This window comes from Mesorhizobium sp. GW821-FHT04C10, from assembly GCF_059420305.1.
Genome location: NZ_JBWKTL010000002.1, coordinates 131921 through 157529 on the forward strand (window position 1 = coordinate 131921; position 25609 = coordinate 157529).

Sequence of the window (25609 nt, forward strand, 5' to 3'; positions counted from 1 at the left end):
GAAAATTCCAAGGGTCGAAGCCAAGCTGAGGCCGACCGGATCGAGCGTGGAGGTTGGATTATGACACGCCGCAAGGTTGCGATCATCGGATCGGGCAATATCGGCACCGATCTGATGATCAAGGTGAGGCGCCTTTCCGAGGTGCTGGAAATGGGGGCGATGGTGGGCATCGACCCGGCGTCGGACGGATTGGCGCGCGCCAGGCGGCTCGGGGTTCCCGTCAGCGACGGCGGCGTGGAGGGGTTTTTCGCCATGCCCGAAGCCGATGAGGTCGTGCTGGCCTTCGACGCGACCAGCGCCGGAGCGCACAGGCACCACGATGCGCTGCTCGGCGCGCGCGGCATTCGCCGTGTCGATCTCACCCCGGCGGCGATCGGTCCCTTCGTAGTGCCGAGCGTCAACATTGATGATCATCTTGATGCGCCGAACGTCAACATGGTGACATGCGGCGGCCAGGCGACGATTCCGATCGTGGCCGCCATCTCGCGCGTGGTGCCGGTCCGCTACGCCGAGATCGTTGCCGCGATTGCATCCAAATCGGCTGGTCCGGGCACGCGTGCCAACATCGACGAGTTCACCGAGACGACGTCGCGCGCCATCGAGAGGATCGGCGGCGCCGATCACGGCAAGGCGATCATTGTCCTCAATCCGGCCGAGCCGCCGCTGACCATGCGGGACACCGTGCTGTGCCTTTGCGAAGATGCCGATCCGGTCGCTGTACGCGCCTCGGTCCGCGCAATGGTCGAGGAGGTGCGCCGCTACGTGCCGGGCTATCGGCTCAAGCACGAGGTGCAGGTGGAGAAGATCCCCGCCAATGCGCCGCTGATCCTCGCTGATCATGACATGCGTTTCTCCGGGCTCAAGGTGTCGGTGTTCCTCGAGGTCGAGGGCGCGGCGCATTACCTGCCGTCCTATGCCGGCAATCTCGACATCATGACGTCGGCGGCGCTGCGCACCGCCGAGCGGCTCGTCGGCGTTTCGGGAGGGCAGGGATGACACAGGTCTACATTCAGGACGTCACGCTCAGGGACGGGATGCATGCCATCCGCCATCACATGACGCCGGAACGCCTCGGTCTGATCGTGGCGGCGCTGGACGCCGCCGGCGTGGATGCGATCGAGGTCGCCCATGGCGACGGGCTGGCCGGTTCGTCGCTGAACTACGGGTTCGGCTCCAACAGCGACCATAGCTGGATCGAGGCCGCGGCCGAGAACTGCCGGCAGGCCAGATTGACCACGCTGCTGCTTCCCGGCATCGGCACGATCGAGCATCTTCGGGAAGCGGCGAAGCTCGGCGTGCGGTCGGTGCGCATTGCCACGCATTGCACCGAAGCCGACATTTCGCGCCAGCATATCGAGGCCGCGCGGGCGCTCGACATGGATGTCTCCGGCTTCCTGATGATGTCGCATCGGGCCGAGCCGGGGGAACTGGCGGCGCAGGCCAGGCTGATGGAGAGCTACGGCGCCCATTGTGTCTATGTGACTGATTCCGGCGGGGCCCTGACGATGAAGGGCGTGGTCGAGCGCATCAGGGCCTATCGCGACGCCCTGCAACCCGCCACGCAGATCGGCATCCACGCCCACCAGAACCTATCGGTTTCGGTGGCAAACAGCATCGCGGCCCTGCATGAGGGCGCGGTGCGGGTGGATGCTTCCCTGTGCGGCATGGGCGCTGGCGCGGGCAACACGCCGATCGAGCCCCTGGTCGCTGTGATGGAGCGGGAAGGCTTCGTGCACAGGGCGGATCTCTTTGCCCTGCAGGACGCTGGCGAGACCCTTGTGCGGCGGCTGATGGATCGGCCGGTTCAGGTGGACCGCGAAACCCTGTCCCTCGGCTATGCCGGCGTCTACTCCAGCTTCCTTCGCCATGCCGAACGGGCCGCCGCGCAATACGATGTCGACGTCCGCTCCATCCTGGTCGAGCTCGGCAGTCGCGGCATGGTCGGCGGCCAGGAAGACATGATCGTCGACGTCGCGCTCGATATGGCGGAGAAAGCCCATGGTTGACGAGAAACGCCCGCTGCGGTCCCGCCAATGGTATGGCGGTAACAGCAAGAGTGCCTTCATGCACCGCTCCTGGATGAAGAACCAGGGCATGCCCGACGATGCGTTCGACGGCCGGCCCATCATCGGCATCTGCAACACCTGGTCCGAGATGACGCCGTGCAACGCGCATCTGCGCGGCCTGGCCGAACGGGTGAAATTCGGCATCTACGAAGCCGGTGGATTTCCAGTCGAATTCCCGGTCTTGTCCCCAAGTGAAAGCCAGACCCGCCCCACGGCGATGCTTTATCGCAACCTCGCCGCCATGGACGTGGAGGAGTCGATCCGCTGCTATCCCATCGACGGCATCGTGCTCATGGCCGGCTGCGACAAGACCACGCCGGCGCTGGTGATGGGCGCTGCCAGTTGCGACATTCCGACAATCCTCGTTTCGGGCGGGCCGATGCTGAATGGCATCGTCAAGGGCGAAAGGGTCGGCTCGGGCACCGCTGTGTTCCGCTGGGTCGAGGAACTCAAGGCCGGCACGATGACCGAAAGCGATTTCCTGGCCGCTGAGGCTGGGCATTCCCGCTCCGCGGGGTCATGCATGACCATGGGTACCGCCTCGACAATGGCGGCGATGGTCGAGGCGCTGGGGCTGGGACTGTTCCAAAACGCGGCCATCCCCGCCGTCGATGCGCGGCGCAATCAACTGGCGCAACTGGCGGGACGCCGCATCGTCGATCTGGTTCGGCAAGACGTCAAGGTGAGCCGGATCTTGACCCGCGAAGCCTTCGAGAACGCGATCCGGGTCAACGCGGCGATCGGCGGGTCGACCAATGCGGTGCTGCACCTGATCGCCATCGCGCGGCGCATCGGCGTCGACCTGACGCTCGACGATTGGGACAGGCTCGGTCGCGGTGTGCCGACCATCGTGGACCTGATGCCGTCCGGCCGGTTCCTGATGGAGGATTTCTACTATGCCGGCGGATTGCCGGCGGTGATGAGGGCTCTGGCGGAGCACGACCTGCTGCATCGCGACGCGCTGTGCGTGGCGGGGCGCACGGTCGGGGAACAGGTGGCCGACGCCGAGGTCTGGAGCAGGGAGGTCATCCGCGAATGGTCCAATCCGCTGCGGGCGGAGGGCGGTATCGCCGTGCTTCGCGGCAACCTTGCCCCGCGCGGCGCCGTGCTCAAGCCTTCGGCTGCCTCGCCGAAGCTGTTCAAGCATCGCGGCCGGGCGGTCGTCTTCTCGTCCATCGAGGATTACCACGCGCGCATCAACGATCCTGACCTCGACGTCGACGAACGCTCGATCCTGGTGCTGCAGAATTGCGGCCCGAAAGGATATCCGGGCATGGCCGAGGTCGGCAACATGGGGCTCCCAAAGAAGCTCCTGGAGAAAGGCGTGCGCGACATGATCCGCATCTCGGACGCGCGCATGAGCGGCACGGCCTACGGCACGGTCATCCTCCATGTCGCGCCGGAAGCCGCCGAGGGAGGGCCGCTGGCTTTCGTCAGGACCGGAGACTGGATCGAGGTGGACATCGATGCCCGGCGGCTGCATCTCGATGTGGATGCGGACGAACTGGCCCGCCGTGCGGCCGGCTTCACGCCGCAGGTGCCGCCGATCAGCAGCGGCTATCAGCATATCTACCGCACGCATGTCGAACAGGCGGATCTGGGCTGCGATTTCGATTTCGCGAACATGTCGCGCGAGCTCTCCCTCCAGCGCGTCAGCCATTAATGGTGGCGATGGGCAAGGTACTTCTCGTCACCGGCGGCTCGCGGGGGATCGGCGCGGCGACAGCGCTGCTGGCGGCGTGCGACGGCTGGACGGTGGTGATCAACTACCGGTCCGCGAGCGCGGCCGCCGAGGCCGTGGTGGCCGGTATCCGTGCCCAGGGCGGCGAGGCGGAGGCTCTGCGTGGCGACGTTGCGCGCGAGGCCGACGTGACGGCGATCTACGGACATATCCGGTCGCGCTACGGCCGGCTCGACGGCCTGGTCAACAATGCCGGCATCCTGCCGCGCATGGGACGTTTCGAGGATATCGATCCGGCGCGCTGGAACGAGACCTTCGCGATCAACGTCACCGGCACCTTCATGTGCAGCCGCGAGGCGGTGCGAATGATGTCGCGCCGCCATGGCGGGGAAGGCGGGTCCATTGTCAACCTGTCGTCCATGGCCGCGGTCTACGGGGCGCCGAACGAGTTCATTGACTATGCGGCGACGAAAGGCGCGATTGAATCGCTGACCATCGGTCTGGCGCGGGAACTGGGACCGCAAGGCATCCGCGTCAACGCCGTGCGGCCGGGGCTTATCGACACCGGGATACACGGAAGCGCCGGGGATGCGGGGCGGGCCGAGCGGCTCGCCGCCACCGTGCCCCTCGGGCGGTCCGGGACGGCGGAGGAGACGGCGGAGGCCATCGTCTGGCTGCTCTCGGGCGCCGCGAGCTACGTTACCGGCACCACCATCGCCGTCACCGGGGGCAGGTAGCCTCCGGCCGACGTCACTTCATTTCATGAACGCATGAGGTCCATTATGCCCGTCACAGTCAATCACACCGGTATCACCGTTTACGATCTCGATCGCTCCGAGGAGATGTTTCGCGAACTGTTCGGCTTCGAGACGTTCGACCGCGCCCCACGAGATCCGGCCATCATTTCGGCAGTGACCGGCGTGCCGGGTGCGAAGGTCGAAATCGTCTATATGCGCAACGGCGCCCAGGCGATCGAACTTCTTTGCTATTCCGGTCCGGATGACAGGAAGGATTTTCGCCCGCGTCCCTGCGATCTCGGATCCCTGCACCTTGCGTTCAACGTCGATGACATCGACGATATCATCGCCCGCGCTGCCAAGTGGTCACTCAAGCTGGTCGGCGACGTCGTGGTTATAGACCAGGGACCGAACACCGGCTCGCGTATCGCCTATCTTCGCAACCCGGACGACGGACTGATACTCGAAGCGATCCAGAAGGCGCCCGCACGGAACTGAAACGCGCTCGAAATTCGATCCTCGCACGATGAGGAGGCACGTCCGCCAGCAATGGCTGACGCGCCTTTTATCGCGTGAAATCAGGCCGTTATACCGGCTTCTCCCGCGCATCTAATCGCAGGTCAAAGCGCACGAATCCTCTGTTCAAACCGGCGTTTGTATCGTATATTGAGTTTAAGTCGCATTATTTGGAAAAACGCCGTGACGCCGGTATGCATCCCCGAATTGGCGCTATCGGCACGCCTGCAAGGAGCTTGCCTGACAGATGACTGAATCGAATGCGCGATACCGCCTCGGCGTGGACATAGGCGGGACGTTTACCGATGTGCTCCTCTTCAACGAAACCACGGGTGCGCTGACGTCGCTCAAGGTGCCGTCGAACCGCCAGGAACCCGAGGAAGCCATCGTTATCGGCCTCGAGACGCTGCGCGATAAACATGGCGTGTCTCCGGAGGCCATCGCCTACTTCTCCCACGGAACGACGCTTGGCGTGAACACGCTTCTGGAGCGTGACGGCGCCGAGGTCGGCGTGCTGGTCACGCAAGGCTTCCGCGACATACTGGAGTTGCGACGCCTACGCCTGCCGCAGGCCAACAACCTCTATGCGCCGCGGCCGCAGGCGCTGGCGCCGCGCAGGCGCGTTGCCGAGATCCGCGAGCGTGTCGGCCACGACGGCAATGTCATCGTGCCGATTTCGCGCGATGACGTCGTGGCGCAGGCCCGAAAGCTGATCGAGGCCGGCGCCGACAACATCGCCATCTGCTTCATGCATTCCTACCGCCATGACGGCCACGAGATGCAGGCCAAGCAGTGGATACTGGAGGAATTCCCGGACGCGTATGTGATTGCCTCGGCCGAGCTCTGGCCGCAACAGCGCGAGTACGAGCGCTCCCTGATCAGCGTCATCAACGGCTATATCGGCGCGCGCATGCGCCGCTATTTCGAAACGCTGCAGAAGAAGACGGCGGCGCGCGGCGTCAAGACGCGCATATTCTCCACCAAATCGAACGGCGGCGTTATGGGGCTGGAAGCGGCAGGCGCCCGTCCGGTCGAGACCTTGCTGTCGGGGCCGGCGTCGGGTGTCATCGGCGCCGCCTTCATAGGGCGGCTGATCGGAGACCAGAAGCTGTTGACCCTCGACATGGGCGGCACTTCGGTCGACATGGCGCTGATCGACGGGGCTGTGCCCTACTCGAACGAGAACACGGTGGGCGATTTCCCGGTGCTGCTGCCGGCGGTGGATGTCTCGGCCATCGGGGCCGGCGGCGGTTCCATCGCCTGGCTCGACGCCGAGGGCGTGCTCAAGGTCGGTCCGCGCTCCGCCGGCGCGCGCCCGGGGCCGGCCTGCTACGGTCGCGGCGGCATCGAGCCGACGGTTACCGACGCCTATGCGGCCCTCGGCATCATGACCTCCATCCTCGGCGGGGAAATGAAGCTGCATGTCGACAAGGCGCGCGCGGCGCTCGCGACGATCGGCGACAAGCTCGGACTGTCGGTCGAGCAGACCGCGGACGCCATCCTTCAGGTCGCCACCGCCAACATCTATGCCGAGACGGTGCCGCAACTGGCCCGGCGCGGCGTCGATGCGCAGGAGTTTTCCCTGCTGTGCTATGGCGCCGCCGGCCCGACGCATTCCTTCATGCTGGCGCGCGAGCTGAACCTGCGCCGCGTGGTGGTGCCGCCGATGCCCGGCCTGCTTTGCGCGCTCGGCTGCCTCGTGGCCGACCTTCGCGCCGACTTCGTGCGCAGCCTCTGGCACGATTCCCGCGACATGACCGACGAGCAGGTCAACGCGACCTACCAGCAGTTCCTGGTCGAGGCGGAGAACTGGCTCGACACACAGCAGGTGGAGATCGAGGAGAAGCAGATCGTCCGTTCGGCCGACATCTGCTACCATGGCCAGTCGTTCGAGCTGAACGTGATCCTGCCCGATGGCCCACTGACGGTTGCCCAGGTCGAGAATCTTTTTCACGACCGCTATGAACAGGTCTATGGCTACGCTGACCGGTCGAGCCCGCTGCGCATCCTCGAGGCGCGGCTTCAGATCGTCGGTAAGACGAAGAAGCCCGATTTCTCCTACCTGCGGCCTTTCGCCGATGCGGAGCAGGCGCCCACCTCTGAACGCCGGCTCTATGAAAACGGCAAGGACGGCATGGCGACGGTCTACCGGCGCGCCTTGCTCGAACCGGGCTTCGGCTTCGAAGGCCCGGCCATCGTCGAGCAGTACGACACCACGATCTATTTGCCGGCCGGCTTCAGGGCCACGATCGACCAGTGGTACAATCTCATCGGGGAGCGCGTGCAATGATCAAGGACAAGATCGGACTCGAGATCATGTCCAATCGCTTCCAGGCGATTGTGGACGAGATGGCGCAGGCGCTGTTCCGCACGGCGCACACGGTGTTCATCAAGGAAACGCAGGACTACGGTGCCGCCCTGGTTAGCACCAAGGGTGAGGTCTTTGCTGCTTCCCGCCGCTACGGCGTGCTGATGATGGTCGGCAAGCCCATGGATGACGCGATCCTCGCCATGGGCGACGACGTCCGCGAGGGCGATGTCTTCATCACCAACGATCCGGAGGCGACGCGGGGCATGGCGACGCATCTGTCCGACGTCTACCTTTGGACCCCGGTTTTCCATGAAGGCAAGATCGTCTGCTACCTCTGGAGTTTCGTCCATATGACCGACGTCGGCGGTCGTGTGTCCGGATCCATCGCCCCGTCGAGCTACGAACTGATGCAGGAGGGCATCCGCGTGCCGCCGCGGCGGCTGTTCCGCGAGGGCGTGCTCGACGAGACCTTCCTCAAGATGTTCCTGGTCAACACCCGCAGCAGCAACCAGAACTGGGGTGACATGAAGGCCTGCATCGCCGCCCTCAACACGGCGATGCGGCGCATGCGCGAGATCATCCAGCGGTTTGGTGCCGATACGATCAGCCATTCGATCGACGATGTGCTGAACTATGCGGAAGCCCAGTCGCGCCGGGTGATCTCCACGGTGCCGGAAGGGACCTACCACTTCTCGGATTTCATCGAGGGCGACATGGTCGGCCTCGGCCTGCTGCGCATCAACCTGAAGCTGACGGTGAAGGACGGCGAGTTCAACATGGATTTCGCCGGCACCGCGCCGGAAGTCCGCGCCGCGCTCAACCTGCCGAGCTTCTCGAAGGACGGGCACTGGATGCTGACCACCGGCGTCGTCAACTGGCTCTGCACGCGCGAACCGTCGATCGCCTACAATGCCGGCATGGTGCGCCCGCTGAAGATCACCATTCCGCGCGGCACGATCATCAATCCGGAACCGGGCGCGGCAGTCGGCGCGCGTTACTCGACTTCGCACAAGGTCTGCGACGTCATCATCGGCGCGCTCGCGCAAGCGGTGCCGGACCAGCTGCCCGCGACCGATTCCGGCCAGGGCGGCATCCTGATGGTGGCCATGCCCGATCCGCATACCTCCGAAACCCGTGTCTCGGTGATCCAGCCTGTCGTTGGCGGTTCCGGCGGCCGGCCGATGGCCGACGGCGTGGACGGCACCATGGTGATCCTCAACTTCCTCAAGAACGTTCCGACCGAACTGCTGGAACGCGAGATGCCGGAGGTGCTGATCCGGCGCTACGGCCTGCGCGAGGATTCCGGTGGCGCCGGCAAATATCGTGGCGGCACGGGCGCGATCATCGAGTTCGAGACGCACTCTCCGTTCTCGACCGTCACCGCGCGCAATCTCGAGCGCTACGTGTTCCCGCCGGCAGGTCGCCAGGGTGGTCAGCCGGGTACCACGGGCTATACGCTTCTCAACCCCGGTACCCCGGAAGAGAAGGACATCGGGAAGATCGACATCCTGCAGGTCGGGTTGGGCGCCGTAATTCAGATGGGCACCCAGGGCGGCGGCGGCTATGGCGATCCACTCGATCGTCCCGTCGAACAGGTCCTTTCGGACGTGCTGGACGGCTATGTCTCGCGCGCCAGCGCTCGCGGCTCATATGGCGTGGTCATCGGCGAGGACGGCTCCCTGGATGCGGAGGCCACGCGCGAGCGTCGCGCCGAAATCATCGCCGCGCGTCAGGGCCAGCCGCTCAAGTCGATCGACTACGGTCCGGTGCGCGAGGCCTACAACACGCTGTGGCCAACGGAACTGCACGACGCCATCAGCGCGCAGATAGCCCATCTCTCGCGCGTCCAGCGCCAGACCGGCCATCAGGCGCTCTATGCCGAGATCGGTCGCAGGCTAGACAGCGGCGAGAAGGTGCTGCCTGGGCAGGTAGCCGCGATCTACAAGGAACTGCGCGAGCACAAGCTCACCTCGCGGCGGCTGGCACGCCCGCTTTGACCGGAGCCTCCCCTGGGAGGCTCCCTCCGTATCGTGAAGGAGGATGCATGGCTGATTGGCTGATCGAAACCGAGGAACTCGCGCTGCTCCTGAAAACGGAGGGTGACGCCGACCGCGTCGTCCTGGACTGCTCATGGTATCTTCCCGACGCCGGCAAGCATGCCGTCGACGATTTTCGCGCCGGTCACATACCGGGCGCGCGCTTCGTCGACCTCGAGCAGATCTCGGATCCGGATTCACCCTATGTGAACATGCTTCCCGATGCGGCGCTGTTTGCCCGTGTGGTCGGCGCGCTCGGTATCGGCAACGATACCGACGTCGTCATCTATGACGCCGGCTACGTGTCCGCTCGGCTCTGGTGGATGTTCCGCATCTTCGGACATGGCAAGATACGCATCCTGAACGGCGGCTGGCGGAAGTGGAAGGCCGAGGGCCGCGCCGTCGAGACCGGAGAGGCATCGGTCGCAACGCTGCGCGAATTCGTAGCCCGTCCGGTACCCGGTCGTGTCGCAACGCTCGAGCAGGTGCGCACCGTGGTCGAGCAGGGCGGCGCCGCCATCGTCGATGCCCGAACGCCGGCACGCTTCCAGGGTGCTGAAGGTTCCGGTTATCCGGGGGTCGCGTCGGGGGCGATGCCCGGCGCGGTCAATCTGCACTGGGGTCGTTTCTTCGATTCAGCCAACAACTTCGTCTTCGTTTCGCCTGAGAAGGCGGCGGAAATCTTCGCCGAGGCGCAGGTCGACGTGAACGGTCCGATCATCACGACCTGCGGATCCGGCGTAACCGCGGCGATCCTGGGCTTCATGGTCGAGCGGCTCGGCAACAAGGACTGGCTGCTCTATGACGGGTCCTGGCACGAATGGGGCCAGCGTCCTGACACGCCCAAGCTGGTGCACGCGTCGCCGAAATGAACATTGCCGGCATGACCACAGGCACGCCGGCATTGCGCATGCGGTCCGTCGAGGACGGCGGCGTGCTGCCGGGCGAGGCCGATGCCGTCGTGATTGGTGGCGGCCTCGTGGGTGTCTGCGCGGCCTGGCATCTCGCGCAGCGCGGCTTGAAGGTCGTCCTGTGCGAAAAAGGCATCATCGGCGGCGAGCAATCCGGCCGCAACTGGGGCTGGTGCCGCAACACGACCCGCGATCCCGCCGAAATACCGCTGATGATCGAGGCCATGCGCGACTGGCGCGATCCGAAGGTCTTCGGCGCGCTTGCCACCGGGTTCCGCACCACGGGTATTGCCTATTTCACCTATCCCGACAACGAGGGCGAGCAGGCGAAATGGCTGCGGCAGGTCAGCGGAGCAGGGCTGGACAGCCGGATGCTGTCGCGCCGCGAGCTGGATGCGCTTCTGCCCGGCAACAGCGGCGATGCCACAGGCGCGCTTTATACAGCGAGCGACGGATGCGCAGAGCCCGAACTTGCCGCGCCGGCGATCGCGGAGGATGCGCGCCGGCTTGGCGCCGGCATCTTCACCAACTGCGCGGTGCGGGGCATCGAGACGGCGGCGGGCCGGCTGAGCGCCGTGGTGACCGAGCGTGGCGCCATCCGCACGTCGGTCGCCATCGTTGCCGGCGGGATATGGTCCCGCCTGTTCTTGCGCAGCCTTGGAATGGATTTCCCGCAGCTCAAGGTCCTCGGCTCGGTCTCGGTGACCTCGACCCTGCCCGAAGGCCCTGATGTCTCGGTAGCGGCACGGCGTTTCGGCTGGCGCAGACGCCTTGCCGGCGACTACATACTGTCACGTGCGAATGCGACCTATGTAGACGTCGTGCCGGACAGTTTCCGCCTGGCCGGCAACTACCTGCCGCTGCTGCGCCGAAGCATCCGCGAATTGCGCTTTCGGGTTGGACGGCGCTTCCTGACCGAAGCCATGCTGCCGCGAAAATGGGAGCTGGATCGGGCATCCCCATTCGAGGCCGTGCGCATTGCCGATCCGGTGCCGGTGGAGCGCGTCCTATCCCTGGCGAGAGAAGCCGCCCGTGCGGAGTTCCCGTTCTTTGCCGCGGGCAGCGTCACCAGATCGTGGGGCGGTTTCATTGACGTCACCCCGGACTCCATACCGGCCATCGGCCCATTGCGGTCCGCCCCTGGGCTTGTTCTCGCATCCGGGTTTTCGGGCCACGGTTTCGGCATAGGCCCGGGCGGCGGCAGGCTGGCGGCGGATTTCGCCACCGGCGCCGCGCCGGTCGTAGACCCGACACCGTTCGCGCCTTCCCGTTTCGGCGTCTGACAGGAAGCAGTGATCCATGTTCCTCGGCTACGACCATACGATCTTTTATGTCCCGGACCCGGCCTTGCTGGATGAAACCTGCGCTGCCTTCGAGGATGCGGGCTTCCTGATTACGGATCGCCACGACGAGGATCGGGAGACTGCTGCCGCTCGTCAAAGGCTGATCTGTCTCGCCGATGGCTCTTACGTCGAGATCCTGACCATACGCGACGCCGAGGCCCGGGCCCGGCATCGCCTGGCCCGCCATATGGATGGCAGGGCCGGCTGGGCGGATTTCACGCTGGTTACCGATCGCCTAGACGAGGTGATCGGCCGCCAGTCCGCAGCCGGATTCCCGATCAACGGTCCGCTCACGCATGAGCGGCGCTTGGTCGATGGGCGTCCGTGGAAGGTTTCGCTCGGCCTGCCCGGGGTGGGTGTGGGGCATGTTGCCTTGCCCTTCGTCCTGCAGGACGAGGTCGGGCGCCACCTGCGCATCCCGTCGGGAAGGACGATGCATCCAAACGGCGTCACCGGAACGCTGGGCGTGGTGGTGTCGACACCGGATATCGCGGACGCCGCCAATCACTACCGGCCGATGTTCGGCGAGCCGGTCCAGAAGGGAGATGCACTGCGCTACGCTTTCGCGCCCGGCCAGTGGATAGACATGGTCGAGGGGCCGGCGCGGATCGAGGGCGTCGTGCTGTCTGCCGCCGAAGGCTTCGAAGCAGCGGCAGGAATGCGGGCTCTCGGGCTCAGCGTGCTGCCACAGCCGGCCTGACCGCGCCGGCGGCGCGATCAGGCCGCGAGCGCGGCAAGGTCACAGCAGATCCAGCGCCTGCTGCAGGTCCTCTACGATGTCGTCGACCGTTTCCAGGCCGATGGAGAGGCGCAGCAACCCGTCCGATATGCCGTGCTTCTGCCGGTCCTCCGGGCTGTAGACGGCGTGGGTCATGGAAGCCGGGTGCTGGATCAAGGTTTCGCAGTCGCCGAGACTGACGGCGCGGGTGATCACTGACAGCTTGTTCATCAGCGCCATGCCCTGCGCCATTCCGCCGTCCAGCTCGAACGAGATGAGGCCGCCGAAACCCGACATCTGGCGCTTGGCCAGTTCATGGCCGGCAAAGCTCTCCAGTCCTGGATAGGATATGGTGGCGACGCGTCCGTGGGTCTCCAGCATGCGGGCGACCGTGAGAGCCGAGCTGGAGTGGCGCTCCATGCGCAGTTCCAGCGTCTTCAACCCGCGCAGCAGGAGGAAGCAGTTCATCGGCGAGAGGGTCGCGCCGGTGACCCAGCGCAGGCCGATCTGCCGGATCTTGGTCAGCGTCTCCGCCGGGCCGACCACCAGGCCCGCCAGCACGTCGCCATGCCCGCCGATATATTTCGTGGCCGAATGCACGACGATATCCGCGCCGAGCGAGAGGGGCCGCTGCAAGGCAGGCGTGGCAAAGGTGTTGTCGACCACGACCTTGGCGCCGAAGCCGTGAGCGATCTCGGCAATTCTGCCAATGTCGACGACGCGGAGATTGGGATTGGCCGGCGTTTCGAAGAACACCAGCTTGGTGCGCTCGCTGATCTGGGCCGCCAGCGTCTCAGGCCGGGTGAAGTCGGCCAGCCGAACGACGATGCCCCAGCGGGGGAGGGCCTGCGTGAAATAGGCGAAGGTGTTGCCGTAGAGCGTGCTGTCGATGACGATCTCGTCCCCGGCATCGAGCAGGGACAGCATTGTGCTGGATGTCGCAGCCATGCCCGAGGCGAGAGCGATTGCCGTCTCGGCGCCTTCCAAGCTGGCGATGCGCTCTTCCAGGATGGCCTGTGTGGGATTGCGCGTGCGGCCGTAGATGTAGCCCGGGCGCTCACCACGGAACATTTCCGATCCGGCTTCCGCGGTCTCGAACGCGTAGGTCGACGTCATGTAGATGGGCGGGTTCAGGGCGCCTTTTTCACTTGCAGGGTCGTAGCCGAGATGGATTGCGCGGGTCGAGAAACCCATATGGCGGTTGGTCTTGGAAATATTTGTCATCATGCACTCCTGAAGGCTACGCGGCCGCCCTTCGATTGGCGGCCGTCAAGGTTATAGGGTGTTGGCAAAGCGCAGCCCATCGTAAATGGCGGCATGGCAGTCGCGCGACGAGACCGCGTCGCCAATTCGGAAGAGGCGGAACGTTCCGGCCGGATTCTGGACGATTGTCTGCGGGCGCTGTTTGATCAGCGCCCCATAGTCGACTTCCCCCAGATTGGAGGAAAGGTGTCGAAGCGCGTGGTAGAGGTCGTCCGCCGGGGCAGTCCCGTTCTCTATGATGACCATGTCCACCAGGCGCTCGTCGACAATGTCATCGCCATAGTCCGATCCGATGATCGCCAGAAGGCGGTTGTTCGCACGTGCGATGGACAATAGGCGGCGAGAGGTTGTCACGCTCACGCCGTTGCGCTGGAAGCTGCGGAAATAGGGGACGTGCGTGAGGCTGCCGACGTCGGGTCCGAGTATGCGTTGCGGGGTCATGATCTCCACCCGCGCGCCGGACTCCGCGATGATCTCGGCCGCTTGCAGCGCCTGGTGTCCGCCATGGTCGTCGAAAATCAGGACATCGCCCGCTGGCGCTACCGATCGCCCAAGCACATCCCACGAGGAATGGGCCAGGTCCGAGCCGCTTTCGATGCAATCGAAGTTGGGCACGCCGCCCGTGGCGACAATGACGTCGTCCGGCTGTTGCCGCAGGACGTCCTCGACTTCCGCGTAGGTGTTGAATAGGATTTGCGCGCCGTGGCGTTCAAGCCGCGCCATGCGCCAATCCACGATGCCGATGAGCTCGCGTCGCCGCGCATGGGCCGTGGCCAGCCGAAGCTGTCCGCCCGCCGCGCCCTGAGCCTCGAAAAGCGTTACCCGATGACCGCGCTCCGCTGCGACTCGCGCCGCTTCGAGACCGGCCGGGCCGGCCCCGATCACCACCACCTTGCGGGCCTTGTCGACGTCGCGGGCGATCTCATGCTTGAACGTGGCTTCACGCCCGGTGGCGGGATTGTGGATGCAGAGTGCTTCCGCGCCGACATAGCCCCGGTCGATGCAATAGGTCGCGCGGACGCAGGGCCGGATGTCGTCTTCGCGGCCTTCCATGATCTTGCGGGCGATATGGGGGTCGGCGAGATGCGCCCGGGTCATGCCGACGAGGTCGAGCTTGCCGGACTCGATCGCGTGCCGCGCCGTGGCCACGTCCGAGATACCCGCGGCATGCAGCACGGGCATGCCGGTTGCCGTGCGGATGCCGGCCGAGAAATCGAGATGCGGGGCTGTCGCCATCCCGTGCACCGGAATCACCTTGACCGTGGCGGCTTGCGTGTCGACATGGCCGCGGATGACGTTGAGGAAATCGACCAGTCCGGAGGCCGCGATGCGCCGCGCGATTTCAAGCCCTTCCTCTGTCGAGATGCCCTTCGACCAGTCTTCGTCGCAGACCATGCGTATGCCAACGATAAAGTCTGCGCCAACCGCCGCGCGAATGGCCTTCAACACCGTCCAGGTAAAGCTCAGCCGGTTGTCCAGAGATCCGCCGAACGCGTCCTCGCGCTGGTTGGTCGCAGGCGACCAGAAGCTGTCCAGCAAATGGCCGTAGGCCTCGATCTCGATACCGTCGAGACCGGCTGCCTGCATCCGTTGCGCTGCGGACGCATAATCGGCGACGATCCGGTCGATGTCCCAGTGCTCCATGATCTTGGGCGCCGCGCGATGTGCCGGTTCACGGCGCGGCGATGGTGCCAGGATGGGAAGCCAGTCGGAGTGATCCCAACCTGTCCGGCGGCCGAGATGGGTGATCTGGATCATGACCGCCGCGCCGTGGTCATGGCACTCGTCGGCCAGGCGGCGCATCCAGCCGACGATGTCGTCACGCCACAGGAGCAGGTTTCCGAACGCGGCAGGCGAATCGCGGGAGACGACGCCCGATCCCGCCGTCATGGTCAAGCCGATGCCGCCCTTGGCGCGCTCCACATGATAGAGCCGGTAGCGGTCCTTGGGCATGCCGTCTTCGCCGTAGGCAGGTTCATGGGCAGTCGAGACAATCCGGTTCCGCAGTTCCAGATGCTTGATGCGGTAGGGGCGGAGAAGCGGATCGTTCTGCATACTTTATTGCCGACGACTCTCGGATCCGAGGAAGATTTCCAGAAACCATCTAGCGCCCGTCCTTAAAAAGTGTCAATATACATGATATGTTTTCAACATACAGAACAAATCAGTTACTCCGCGAAGTTGGATCCCGTTGTGTGCCCGAGGCTTGCGGAGCCGTGGCGGCGGGTGACGCGTGATGACATGCGCTCCCCACCCCGAAAGGTTCTCGGGCCGGTCCGCCATCGTGTCAGGCGGTGCCGACGGCATGGGCGCCGCTTGCGTGCGCCGGCTGGTGGCAGAAGGCGCACGAATCGTCATCACCGATGTGAAAGCGGACATGGGGGAGGCCCTTGCAGCGCGCCTGCGTGGCGAGGGACATGATGTGGTCGCTTTCCCGGGCGACGTCATGGACGAGGCGCAATTCGACGATGCGCTCGACAAGGCGATCGCGCATCTGGGTTCAGTCGACGTGCTGATCAATGTCGCGGGTGGAAGCTATCATGCCTACATCTCCGACATTGCACTGGATCAGTTCGACAGGGTCTACCGTCTCAACGTTCGCTCGACGGTGCAGGCGTGCCAGAAGGTGCTGCCGGTCATGCGGCAGGCGGGTCGAGGCGCGATCGTCAACATGGCCTCGATCTCAGGCATTGCCGCCGATCCTGGCTGGTCGGCTTACAATTCGGCCAAAGCCGGCGTTATCGCGCTGACGAAGGCGCTCGCTTGGGAAGAGGGACGCAATGGCATCCGCGCCAATGCGATATGTCCGGGCACGACCGCGTCGGAACGACTGCGCAATTTCCTTACGCCGGAAAGGATGCGGGAGTTCGCATCGGCGATCGCCTTGGATCGGCTCAGTACGCCTGATGAGCAGGCAGCGGCGATTCTTTTCCTGGCATCGGACGATGCATCATTCATTACGGGGGCAACATTGGTGGTGGACGGAGGACTGACCGCGCGCGGCTGGCAACCCACGGACTTCGATCGCAATCACGGATTGGTCCGGGGTGGCTGAGCGGGGCAGGACGATGGTCGCTACAGGGAACTACGACGCCGTCATCATCGGCGGCGGTCACAATGGTTTGGTCTGCGGCGCCTATCTGGCCAAGGCCGGCAAGAAAGTGCTGGTGCTCGAGCGCCGGGATATCCTCGGTGGCGCTTCGGCTACAGAGGAAATCTGGCCGGGCTACAAGGTCAACACCGCGGCCCATATGCTGAGCCTGATGCAGCCGAAGATCGTCCTTGATCTCGAGCTGCAGAAGTTCGGGTATGAGCCTGTCCCGGTGCCGCCGGGCGTGCACCTCGTCGAAGGTGCCGGCCCTGTTGTCCTGTGGAAGGAGCAGGAGCGACTTTGTGCGGAGTTCGCTCGTTTTTCCAAGCGGGACGCTGAGGCCTATCCGAAGTTCCAGGCGCATCTGGCTCGGATGGCGCCGATTTTCCGGCGCTTGCTCTGGCAGGTTCCGGTTGATCCCAGCGACACCAGTGTGCGTAATCTGTTGCGTCTGGCCGGCCTCGGCTGGCGCAACAGGGATGTGCTGCGCGCTTTCCACGACCTGATGGACCTCGTCTCCATGAGCGTGCACGATTATGTGGCGCGCTGGTTCGACAGCGAGGCGGTCCGGATCATTGTCGGCTACTATCCGGCCGGTGCGGCGGGACAGTCAACGTCGATCCATACGCCCGGCACCGCCTATCTGCTTTTGCGCAACCACATGCGCGACGGCGACAACCCCGCCGGCGGCACCGGCCTGTCGCGCGGCGGCATGGGCACGATCCCCGCGGCCATAGCGGCTTCCGGCGCCAGGTTCGGTCTCAAGACCCGGACCGGCGCCGAAGTCGAGGAGGTCATTGTGGAAAATGGCCGCGCGGTTGGTGTGCGGATAGTCGGCGGCGAGGTGGTCCGCGCAAGCGCGGTGGTCTCCAATGCCTCTTTGCAGCACCTCTTTGCCGACCTTGTGCCGCAATCTGCCGCGCCGGAAGATTTCCGGCGCGCCGTGACGGGGATCCACGGCACAGTCACCAACTTCAAGATCCACTTGGCTGTAGACCGGCCGATACCGTTCGCCGGACTGAAGGAAGCCGGTTATGGCCACGGCTATCCCGTTCAGGTGACGCTCGCCCCCAGCCTCTCATATGTCGAGAAGGCCTATGCCGATATGCGCAGCGGCCGGATATCCGAGCGCCCCTACATGACGGTGCAGACCCCGACACTCGCAGACAAGATGCTCGCGCCAGAGGGCAAGCACATCATCAGCATCTATGGCGGCCATTTTCCCGCCGGTGCCGGCAGCGACCAGAGTTCCGCGGCCCGCGAACAGCTGTTCGAGCGAGTCATGGACACGATCGCCTTATATGCGCCGGGCTTCGACCGCCACTGGCATCATCGCCAGATCATGCTGCCGATCGACTATGAGGAAATCTTCCGTCTCCCGGGTGGGAGCCCGCATCACGGCGATCTCACCTTCGACCAGCTGTTCTTCCGCCGACCCGTGCGGGGATATGCCGACTATACGACGCCCGTTCAGGGCCTCTTCCTGTGCGGAGCCTCGGCGCATCCGGGCGGTGGGGTGACAGGTGTTCCCGGTTTCAACGCCGCACGGGTGGTTCAACGGTCCCTCTGACGGAAATTTCGGTTCTTCACGCCTATATCGTTTCACATATTGGAAAAACGCCGCGTGTCGTTTAAGCAGTATTCCATATGTCGAAGAGATCAGTGTGAGAAATGGAAACCACTGTCGTCAAAGGCCTTAAGGTTCTTGAGAACCTGGTTCAAGGAAACGGCTCGCGGTCCTTGACCGAAATAGCCATCCAATGCGGGATCAGCAAAAGCAACGCCCACCGGCTTCTTGGCACTCTCGAAGCCTGTGGCTACGTGAAGCGGTCGCAGGATTCGCGCAATTACGAGCTTACTCTCCGGCTTTGGGAGATGGGACAGCGGGTGTTCTCGCAGGTCGATATACGCAGCGTGGCAATCGACTATATGCGCGCCTTCGCAGGGGAGACCGGAGAAACGGTCCATCTCTCTATCCTGGACAACAACCAGACGCTCTATATCGACAAGGTCGACAGTATCCATGCGGTGCGCACCTATGTGAACATCGGCGACCGTTCGCCAGCCTACTGCTCGGCCACGGGTAAGGCCATGCTGGCCTATGCCCCCGACGAGGTGGTGCGGGCCGTCGGCGAAACCATTCAGCGTTTCACCCCCCAGACCGTGGCGTCGACCGATGCGTTGCGCCGGCAACTCGCCGATATCCGGGAGCAGGGTTATTCCGAGACCTGCGGCGAATGGCGTGAAGGCGTGCTCGGGTTCGGCAGGGCGATCAGGAGCCCATCCGGGCGGGTCGTGGCAGCAATCGGCGTGGCCGGCCCAGAAGAACGAGTTCGCCAAAACGACGTCAACAAGTTCATCTCCGCGCTCATCAGAACGGCGGATTCCATCCAGGATGCGCTGGGCTTCGGGATTCCGGCTGTCGACAGGGAGCCGAAGGCGGGGCGCAAGACCCGGAAACCGGCGAAGGCGAAGCTCGCCCGCGCCCAAAGCGCGTCGCGCTGAAACGGATTCAGACGACGCGCTTCTAAGTCTTTGTCTTGGTGCTTGTCGTTGTCCCAGAACCGCTGCGCCCTTTTCGGCGACATGCATCAGGGGCAATCATCCCGAACATGAGCCGCCGATTTCTCGGCGGCTTTTTTGTGCCAGACGCGCACGGATTGAATATTTCGAATAATAGGATAGAGTGCTGATATACAGAAATTAGAGCGGTAACAGCTTTGTCTAAAAACAGCTTCACCCACATCGTCATCGGGCTTGGCGGCCTCGGCAGCGCTGCCGCCTACTGGCTGTCACGCCGGGCGGGCACCGAGGTTCTGGGACTCGAGCAGTTTGAGCTCGGCCATGTCAGGGGCGAATCCCAGGACCATTCGCGCATCATCCGTCTCACCTATCACAACGAACAATATGTCCGTTTCGCCCAGGCCTCCTACCGGACATGGGCCGAAATGGAGGACGATGCCGGCGAGCAGGTTGTCGTCAAGACGGGTGAGCTCAATTTCTGGCCCGAAAAGACCACCCTGGTCGAGGATGACTACAATCGCAGCATGGCGGCATGCGGTGTTCCCTTCGAGCGCCTGGATGCCGTCGAGATGGCAAAGCGCTTTCCGCAGTTTCGTTTCTCCGACGACATCCATGGCATCTACCAGCCCGATGGCGGGCTGGTAGGCGCCATCAAGGCCAACGAGGCGCATCGGCGCCTGGCGCGGCGCAACGGCGCCACGCTGCTCGATAATATGCCGGTGACGTCGATCCGGCAGATCAATGGCGGCTACCGCGTAGTCGCTGGCGGTCGCGAATTCGAGGGCGAGAAAATCGTCATCGCCGCCGGACCATGGAGCAACCAGGTGCTGAAGCATTTCGGCTTCCTGCTGCCCCTGCAGGTCACGCATGAGCAGGTCACCTATTTCAACAGCCCGCATCTGGACGAGTTCCGGCCGGATCGTTTCCCGGTCTGGATCTGGATGATCCTCGACAATTTCTACGGCTTTCCCGTCTACGGGGCGGAGGGTGTCAAGGTGGCCAAGGATCGGTTCGCGCCGGTCGATCCCGACAACCGAAGTTTCGACCCGGACGCCCGCAACGAGAAGGAGGTGAGCGATTTCGTCGCCAATCACATTCCCCGGGCGCATGGCCCCGTGCTCTACACCAAGACGTGCCTGCTGACGCATACGCCCGACGTTGACTTCTTGCTGGACAAGGTGCCGGGGCATCCGGACGTCGTCTGCGCCATCGGCGCGACCCACGCCTTCAAGTTCGCCTCGGTCATCGGCAGGACGCTGGGCGATCTGGTGCTGAAGGGAAGGACCGAGCATGACATCTCTCTCTTCCGGTTCGACCGGCCGGGCTTGCAGCCGGACGGCAGGCCTTTCGAGATCAACGGCTTCGGCGACCACCCGGCTGAAGGCTAAGGAAAAGAGAATTCCGGATCGATGAAGGGGCCGTATGTGCGGCCCCTTCATCGTCATTGGTGTTCAACCTTTGGAGAGCTTGCGTTCCGGATCGAGGAACGGCATCTCGACCACGGTCGCTGTTGCCGATCGGTCACCGAAGGCCACGGTCACGGTCGTTCCGGGAACGGCCGCCTCAATGTCCAACCAACCGATCGCCAGCGGGCAATCCAGCGCGGGCGAGCCGGTGGCCGAGGTGATGACGCCGCGCTCCTTGCCATCCACGACGATCCTGTCGCCGATCAGCGGAATCTCCCTGCCATCGAAGCGAAGACCGGCAAGCTTCTGCTTGTAGGGATGCGCCTTGGCGGCCATCAGGGCTTTCTGCGACTTGAACGGGGCCTTGGTCTCCGAGACCATCCAGCCGAGGCCGATCTCGACGGGGGTGTGCTGCCAGTCGAAGTCCTGGCCAAAGTTCAGGATTGCAGCCTCGATGCGGCGGATGCCGAGCGACTTGCTGCCGCAAAGCGCGCCTCCGGCTTTCTGCACGGTGCTCCAGAGATCGGCAAAGAAGGCGGCCCCATGGGCAACATCGACATAGATGTCATAGCCCAGTTCGGCGGTGTAGCCGGTGCGGGTAATGGTGACCGGCACGCCGCAGACCTTGGCCTGGATCATGCCGTAAAACGGTACCGGCGTCAGGTCGGCGTCGCAGACCTGTTGCAGGATCTTGCGCGACTTGGGTCCCTGCAGGCTGGCGACGTGGATACGGTCGTTGAAGCTCTCGATCGAGACGTTGCGGGCGACGCCGTTGGCATAAAGGCATTCCTCGGAGTTGCCGGGGCCGCCGATCCACCAGAACAGCTCCCTGTTGAAGCGCACCAGGATGCCGTCCTCGACGATCCCGCCATGGTCATGCAGGAGCACCGAATAGTAGCAATGCCCTTCCTTCATCTTGCGGACGTCGCGCGGCATGATGTCGTCGAGCAGGGCCTCTGCGTCGGGGCCTTTCACTTCGATGATCTCCTCCCCGGTCACGTCGAGCAGGCCGGCCGTGCGCCGGATGGCCCAGTATTCTTCAACCGGATCGGTGAAGTAATCGGGCTTGAGATAGGTGTTGTGCAGCTTGAAGTCCGTGGCGATGGCACTGATCGTCGGAAAGAAGGCGGTGCGCTTAAGGCCGCTGCGCGAGCGGATCGGCGCCGCGGCATAGGGCGGAGTCCCGATGACGCTCGCGAACTCTGTTCGGACGAAACGCTCGTCCTGCCGGCTTTTCATAGATTGCACTTCAGTTTCTCCATTCGCTCAGTGCCGCCAGGCGGGTTGCCGCGGCTCATGCTTCGCTTGGCTCTTCGCGCCGAACGCCGGCACTTCCACGGGACGAAGGCTTGCATCCGAACCAAATTGGTGTCAAGATTTACAATACAGTTTCACTATTTGGAAATTTTGCGACAAACTGGAGCGTCGTGAATGCTGGGAAATTCGGCCATCAAGGAATATTCCTTCAAGACGACTGTCGGCGTGCCGCCTTATGCCGCGGGCGACCTCAAGTTTCGAAAAGGCATAAAGCAGACGGCGTTTCACAGCGTTATCGGCTCCAAGGGCGCCCTCCTTAAGGTTCACAACACATTCCTCAAACCCTTCTTCATCGAGGACCTCATCGGCGAATACTGGCAGATGCGCAAGGTCGCCGGTCTCTTCGACGTGACCGGCGAGGAGATCATCGAGATCGCCGGTCCCGACGCCCTGGGCTTCATGAACGAGATGGTGACGCGCGACCTGTGCAAGGCGGTCGATGGCCAGTGCCTGTACGGCATCATGTGCTACGACTATGGCGGCATCGTCGAGGACGCGGTCATAGTGCGCTTCAGCGCCGAGCGCTTCTGGTGGATCGGCGGCCTCGGCTACTCCGAGCAGTGGCTGTACGCGAATTCGCTGGGCCGCAACGTGACCGTGCGCAGCCTGCTGGACCGGAAGGCGCTGGCGAGCATTCAGGGACCGCGGTCGCGCGACATATTGCAGAGCGTCTGCGGATCGGACATTAGCGGCCTGCCTTTCTATCATTCCGTCGAAACGGAGGTCTGCGGTGTGCCCTGCGTGGTCACGCGGACCGGATACACCGCCGAGCTTGGCTTCGAGATCATCGTCGATCAGGAGAAGGGCGAGGGTGTCTTCGGCGGCATCTGGGAGAAATGCGCCGCCGCCGGCGGCGCCCTGTGCGGCAGCGGCGTCATGGACCTGCGTCGGGTCGAGGCGGGACTGATCGATTTCAGCACGGATTTCGATTGGCATCATACGCCGCACCAGGTCGGCCTCGGCTGGATGCTGAACATGAACAAGGGCTTCTTCCACGGCCGCGACGCGCTGGTGACGCAGGAGGCGCGGAACCCGGCCAGCAAGCTGGCGGGACTGCACCTTGCCGGCCAGCAATCGCCGCTCAAGGGCGACGCCGTACTGGTTGACGGAGTGTCCGTCGGCGAGGTTACCAGCGGCATCGTCTCGCCGACCCTGCAGGTGCCCCTGGCGATCGCCCTGCTGGCCGTCAAGGCCACGGGCCTGGGGCAGAAGGTCGAGGTCGTTTCGCAGGGACAGAAGATCCCGGCCGAAGTAGTGGCCATGCCGTTCCTTGATCCGAAGCGGAAGCTGTCCAAGGTTTGAGCCGGACGTATTTTCGTCCGGACGTATTTCATGAGGAGCCGTGATGCCCGCAAGCCAGCGTTTCAAGAATAAGGTGGTGATCGTCTCCGGCGGCGCCGACGGCATGGGTCGCGCCTGTTCCATCCAGCTCGCGTCGGAAGGCGCGCGCGTCTTCATTCTCGACGTCAAGGAGGATGCGGCGAGGGACCTCGCGCGGGACCTGTCGAAGGATGGTGCGCCCGTCGAGGCGCTTCGTGCCGACGTGATGAACGAGAGCGAACTGCGCGGTGCCATCGCAACGGTGCTGGAACGCACCGGGGGCCGGGTCGACAGCCTGATCAACATCGCCGGCGGCAGCGCCTCGGGTTTGACCGCCGACATCGACCTGGCCGTCTGGGATCGCCTGTACACGCTCAACCTGCGTAGCACGCTGGTCGCCTGCCAGGCCGTCATTCCCGCAATGCGCGAGCATGGCGGCGGCAGCATCGTCACCATGTCGTCGATATCGGGCCTGCGCGGCGATCCGGAATGGGCGCCCTACAACGCCGCCAAGGCTGCGATCATCTCGCTGACGCAGTCGCTCGCCTGGGAAGAGGGCGGCTACAGCATCCGCGTCAATGCGATCTGCCCGGGTCCGGTGGCATCGGAACGGATGCTGGCGACGATCACCGAGGAGGAGCAGCGCGAATACAATGAATCCTGCGCGCTCGGCCGGATCGGCAAGGCGTCCGAACTCGCCGAGGCAATCCTGTTCCTCGCCTCGGACCAGTCATCCTTCGTTACCGGTGCGTCGCTTGTGGTCGACGGAGGCCTGACCGCCCGCACCAGCCAGCCTACGCGTTTCTATCATGAGCGGCGGCAAGGCAAGCATCGCGGCAAGTCCTGAGGACGTATCGGGAATGAACATGGAGTTCGACCATATCGTCGTTGGTGGCGGCGCGGCCGGGGCGATCGCCGCGCGCCGGCTCGCGGAACTCACGACCGGACGGGTGGCGCTGCTGGAAGCAGGCCCCGACGCGGTCGCGCGCGAAGAGGTGAGGGATTTCCGTCGGTTCAGGGAAGTCAAGGAAAGCGGGCTCGCGCGGCTGCTGCCGATCCTCCAGCCGCCCGTCGGGAATGGCCGCTTCCTCTATCCGGTCGCCCGCATGCTGGGCGGGTCGACCTCGCAGAATACCTGCATATGGTTTCGCCCGCCGGCCAGCGACTTCCAGGCCTGGGTCGATGCCGGCGCGGCCGGCTGGGACCTGGAAGCCGTGCGTCCGCATTTCGAGGCGCTCGAGCAGCGGATCAACATCGAAACCGTGCAGCCTAAAGGTCTTCCGCACGATGCCCTGGCGGCGGCCACGCGGGAAATGGGCTTTCCGTCGGTCGATTTCGCCGCCGATTTCGACGCGGGCTGGGGTTCTTACCGGATGAGCAAGCGCGGCATCGCGCGCGAATCCACTGCACAGGTGTTTCTCAGCCCGCGCTCGGCGCTGCCGGACAATCTGGCGATCTTTACCGATACGCCGGTCAGCGGATTGATCTTCGGTGCCGAGCGTCAGGTGACCGGCGTCATGACCCCCCGCGGCGCCTTCAGCGCTCGACGCGAGGTCATTTTGTCTTGTGGCGCGCTGGACACCCCCCGCATCCTCATGCTTTCCGGCATCGGTCCGGCGGATGAACTGGCGCGACTTGGCATCTCGCCACGCCATGCGCTCTCCCAGGTCGGCGCGCATCTTCTGGATCATCCCGCGGCCTGCGTGAATGTCGCCTCGCGCAAGGCCATCACCAGGGATGAATTGTGGAACTATTCCGGCGTGCTTTTCGCGCGCGTCGAAAATGAACGGGCCGCCTGGCCCGATATCGAGATCCAGTTGGGGCCGGAACTGTTCGAACAGCAGACCGCGCCTGCGGGCTTTCCATCGGCTCCCGCCGGGTTCACCGCCTATATGACGGTCAACCGGGCCCGCAGTGAGGGATCCGTGCGCTTGCGTTCGGCCGATCTCAACGAGGCTCCGCTTATCGACGCAGGCTATTTTACCGATCCCGACGGATACGACCTGCGGGTCATGGCGGAAGGCATCCGTTTTGCGCGGCGGCTTTTCGATATGCCCGCCTTGAGCGGCTGGCTGGGTGACGAGCTCGCGCCGGGTGCAAAGCTCGCTTCGGACGACGAACTCGCAGGCTATATCCGGGAAACCGCTACCACCGGCTACCACCCGGGCGGCACCTGCCGCATGGGGGCTGCCGACGACCCGCTGAGCGTAGTCGACCCCCGACTACGGGTTGTCGGCATGGGTGGTCTGCGCCTCGCGGATGCTTCGATCATGCCAACCATGGTCAGCGTCAATACGGCGGCCGCCTGCATGATGGTCGGCCATCGGGCAGCTGAACTAATCGCGAGGGAAAAGAGCTGAAAATGCTCCA

General features: G+C 64.2%; 20 protein-coding genes. 17 read left to right on the top strand and 3 right to left on the bottom strand.

Annotated features, from left to right (window positions below):
* Positions 1 to 60: 60 nt before the first annotated feature.
* From AC07UC_RS34175 to AC07UC_RS34220, 10 genes are all read left to right on the top strand, one after another.
* A complete protein-coding gene (locus AC07UC_RS34175) occupies positions 61 to 996 on the top strand; it encodes an acetaldehyde dehydrogenase (acetylating) (RefSeq protein ID WP_494909151.1) in 936 nt (311 codons plus the stop codon).
* Positions 993 to 2006: a 4-hydroxy-2-oxovalerate aldolase gene (dmpG, locus tag AC07UC_RS34180; RefSeq protein ID WP_494909152.1), complete on the top strand. Its 1014-nt coding sequence runs from the start codon at positions 993 to 995 to the stop codon at positions 2004 to 2006. Before AC07UC_RS34175 ends, dmpG begins: the two co-directional genes overlap by 4 nt.
* Positions 1999 to 3729, top strand: a complete 1731-nt coding sequence (locus AC07UC_RS34185; protein ID WP_494909153.1) for an IlvD/Edd family dehydratase — start codon at positions 1999 to 2001, stop codon at positions 3727 to 3729. The genes dmpG and AC07UC_RS34185 overlap by 8 nt, the downstream gene beginning before the upstream one ends.
* 2 nt (positions 3730 to 3731) lie before the next feature.
* Positions 3732 to 4484, top strand: a complete 753-nt coding sequence (locus AC07UC_RS34190; RefSeq protein WP_494909480.1) for an SDR family oxidoreductase — start codon at positions 3732 to 3734, stop codon at positions 4482 to 4484.
* A gap of 45 nt (positions 4485 to 4529) precedes the next feature.
* Positions 4530 to 4982 (top strand): VOC family protein, encoded by a 453-nt coding sequence (locus tag AC07UC_RS34195; RefSeq protein WP_494909154.1) that lies wholly within the window; start codon positions 4530 to 4532, stop codon positions 4980 to 4982.
* Positions 4983 to 5247: 265 nt separating this feature from the next.
* Positions 5248 to 7290: a hydantoinase/oxoprolinase family protein gene (locus tag AC07UC_RS34200; RefSeq protein ID WP_494909155.1), complete on the top strand. Its 2043-nt coding sequence runs from the start codon at positions 5248 to 5250 to the stop codon at positions 7288 to 7290.
* Positions 7287 to 9308, top strand: a complete 2022-nt coding sequence (locus AC07UC_RS34205; protein WP_494909156.1) for a hydantoinase B/oxoprolinase family protein — start codon at positions 7287 to 7289, stop codon at positions 9306 to 9308. The genes AC07UC_RS34200 and AC07UC_RS34205 overlap by 4 nt, the downstream gene beginning before the upstream one ends.
* 47 nt (positions 9309 to 9355) lie before the next feature.
* Positions 9356 to 10219, top strand: coding sequence for a sulfurtransferase (locus AC07UC_RS34210; protein WP_494909157.1), 864 nt, complete (start codon positions 9356 to 9358; stop codon positions 10217 to 10219).
* Complete coding sequence (locus AC07UC_RS34215; RefSeq protein WP_494909158.1) at positions 10216 to 11541, top strand: NAD(P)/FAD-dependent oxidoreductase; 1326 nt, start codon at positions 10216 to 10218, stop codon at positions 11539 to 11541. The genes AC07UC_RS34210 and AC07UC_RS34215 overlap by 4 nt, the downstream gene beginning before the upstream one ends.
* Before the next feature lie 16 nt (positions 11542 to 11557).
* Complete coding sequence (locus tag AC07UC_RS34220) at positions 11558 to 12301, top strand: VOC family protein (RefSeq protein WP_494909159.1); 744 nt, start codon at positions 11558 to 11560, stop codon at positions 12299 to 12301.
* Between the two features lie 39 nt (positions 12302 to 12340).
* Here AC07UC_RS34220 and megL read toward each other — a convergent pair whose 3' ends face one another.
* Entirely contained in the window at positions 12341 to 13543 is a 1203-nt protein-coding gene (gene megL, locus AC07UC_RS34225; protein WP_494909160.1) for a methionine gamma-lyase, read from the bottom strand.
* Positions 13544 to 13594: 51 nt separating this feature from the next.
* Positions 13595 to 15637: an oxidoreductase gene (locus tag AC07UC_RS34230; RefSeq protein ID WP_494909161.1), complete on the bottom strand. Its 2043-nt coding sequence runs from the start codon at positions 15635 to 15637 to the stop codon at positions 13595 to 13597.
* Positions 15638 to 15818: 181 nt separating this feature from the next.
* Here AC07UC_RS34230 and AC07UC_RS34235 point away from each other — a divergent pair, with 181 nt between their 5' ends.
* The 4 genes from AC07UC_RS34235 to solA all read left to right on the top strand — a co-directional run bounded on the left by AC07UC_RS34235 (position 15819) and on the right by solA (position 20584).
* Positions 15819 to 16637 (top strand): SDR family NAD(P)-dependent oxidoreductase, encoded by an 819-nt coding sequence (locus tag AC07UC_RS34235; protein WP_494909162.1) that lies wholly within the window; start codon positions 15819 to 15821, stop codon positions 16635 to 16637.
* 13 nt (positions 16638 to 16650) lie between these two features.
* On the top strand, positions 16651 to 18243 hold the full coding sequence (locus AC07UC_RS34240) for a phytoene desaturase family protein (protein ID WP_494909163.1): 1593 nt from the start codon (positions 16651 to 16653) through the stop codon (positions 18241 to 18243).
* A gap of 101 nt (positions 18244 to 18344) precedes the next feature.
* Positions 18345 to 19178 (top strand): IclR family transcriptional regulator, encoded by an 834-nt coding sequence (locus AC07UC_RS34245; RefSeq protein WP_494909164.1) that lies wholly within the window; start codon positions 18345 to 18347, stop codon positions 19176 to 19178.
* 215 nt (positions 19179 to 19393) lie between these two features.
* A complete protein-coding gene (gene solA / locus AC07UC_RS34250) occupies positions 19394 to 20584 on the top strand; it encodes an N-methyl-L-tryptophan oxidase (protein ID WP_494909165.1) in 1191 nt (396 codons plus the stop codon).
* Between the two features lie 63 nt (positions 20585 to 20647).
* Here the strand turns inward: solA and AC07UC_RS34255 are convergent, their stop codons facing one another.
* Entirely contained in the window at positions 20648 to 21841 is a 1194-nt protein-coding gene (locus AC07UC_RS34255; RefSeq protein WP_494909481.1) for an aminomethyl transferase family protein, read from the bottom strand.
* A 192-nt stretch (positions 21842 to 22033) separates the two neighbouring features.
* Here AC07UC_RS34255 and AC07UC_RS34260 point away from each other — a divergent pair, with 192 nt between their 5' ends.
* Genes AC07UC_RS34260 through AC07UC_RS34270 form a run of 3 tightly spaced genes read left to right on the top strand, consistent with a single transcriptional unit; the run spans position 22034 to position 25599 of the window.
* Positions 22034 to 23221: an aminomethyl transferase family protein gene (locus AC07UC_RS34260; RefSeq protein WP_494909166.1), complete on the top strand. Its 1188-nt coding sequence runs from the start codon at positions 22034 to 22036 to the stop codon at positions 23219 to 23221.
* 43 nt (positions 23222 to 23264) lie between these two features.
* Entirely contained in the window at positions 23265 to 24086 is an 822-nt protein-coding gene (locus tag AC07UC_RS34265) for an SDR family NAD(P)-dependent oxidoreductase (RefSeq protein WP_494909167.1), read from the top strand.
* Positions 24049 to 25599, top strand: coding sequence for a GMC family oxidoreductase (locus tag AC07UC_RS34270; RefSeq protein WP_494909168.1), 1551 nt, complete (start codon positions 24049 to 24051; stop codon positions 25597 to 25599). The genes AC07UC_RS34265 and AC07UC_RS34270 overlap by 38 nt, the downstream gene beginning before the upstream one ends.
* Positions 25600 to 25609: the final 10 nt, after the last annotated feature.

What these genes read in the sequence shown, in the direction of transcription:
- AC07UC_RS34175 (WP_494909151.1), top strand. Translation starts at nt 61, where the DNA reads ATGACACGCCGCAAGGTTGCGATCATCGGATCGGGCAATATCGGCACC.
- dmpG (WP_494909152.1), top strand. Translation starts at nt 993, where the DNA reads ATGACACAGGTCTACATTCAGGACGTCACGCTCAGGGACGGGATGCAT.
- AC07UC_RS34185 (WP_494909153.1), top strand. Translation starts at nt 1,999, where the DNA reads ATGGTTGACGAGAAACGCCCGCTGCGGTCCCGCCAATGGTATGGCGGT.
- AC07UC_RS34195 (WP_494909154.1), top strand. Translation starts at nt 4,530, where the DNA reads ATGCCCGTCACAGTCAATCACACCGGTATCACCGTTTACGATCTCGAT.
- AC07UC_RS34200 (WP_494909155.1), top strand. Translation starts at nt 5,248, where the DNA reads ATGACTGAATCGAATGCGCGATACCGCCTCGGCGTGGACATAGGCGGG.
- AC07UC_RS34205 (WP_494909156.1), top strand. Translation starts at nt 7,287, where the DNA reads ATGATCAAGGACAAGATCGGACTCGAGATCATGTCCAATCGCTTCCAG.
- AC07UC_RS34210 (WP_494909157.1), top strand. Translation starts at nt 9,356, where the DNA reads ATGGCTGATTGGCTGATCGAAACCGAGGAACTCGCGCTGCTCCTGAAA.
- AC07UC_RS34215 (WP_494909158.1), top strand. Translation starts at nt 10,216, where the DNA reads ATGAACATTGCCGGCATGACCACAGGCACGCCGGCATTGCGCATGCGG.
- AC07UC_RS34220 (WP_494909159.1), top strand. Translation starts at nt 11,558, where the DNA reads ATGTTCCTCGGCTACGACCATACGATCTTTTATGTCCCGGACCCGGCC.
- megL (WP_494909160.1), bottom strand. Translation starts at nt 13,543, where the DNA reads ATGACAAATATTTCCAAGACCAACCGCCATATGGGTTTCTCGACCCGC.
- AC07UC_RS34230 (WP_494909161.1), bottom strand. Translation starts at nt 15,637, where the DNA reads ATGCAGAACGATCCGCTTCTCCGCCCCTACCGCATCAAGCATCTGGAA.
- AC07UC_RS34235 (WP_494909162.1), top strand. Translation starts at nt 15,819, where the DNA reads ATGACATGCGCTCCCCACCCCGAAAGGTTCTCGGGCCGGTCCGCCATC.
- AC07UC_RS34240 (WP_494909163.1), top strand. Translation starts at nt 16,651, where the DNA reads ATGGTCGCTACAGGGAACTACGACGCCGTCATCATCGGCGGCGGTCAC.
- AC07UC_RS34245 (WP_494909164.1), top strand. Translation starts at nt 18,345, where the DNA reads ATGGAAACCACTGTCGTCAAAGGCCTTAAGGTTCTTGAGAACCTGGTT.
- AC07UC_RS34255 (WP_494909481.1), bottom strand. Translation starts at nt 21,841, where the DNA reads ATGAAAAGCCGGCAGGACGAGCGTTTCGTCCGAACAGAGTTCGCGAGC.
- AC07UC_RS34260 (WP_494909166.1), top strand. Translation starts at nt 22,034, where the DNA reads ATGCTGGGAAATTCGGCCATCAAGGAATATTCCTTCAAGACGACTGTC.
- AC07UC_RS34265 (WP_494909167.1), top strand. Translation starts at nt 23,265, where the DNA reads ATGCCCGCAAGCCAGCGTTTCAAGAATAAGGTGGTGATCGTCTCCGGC.
- AC07UC_RS34270 (WP_494909168.1), top strand. Translation starts at nt 24,049, where the DNA reads ATGAGCGGCGGCAAGGCAAGCATCGCGGCAAGTCCTGAGGACGTATCG.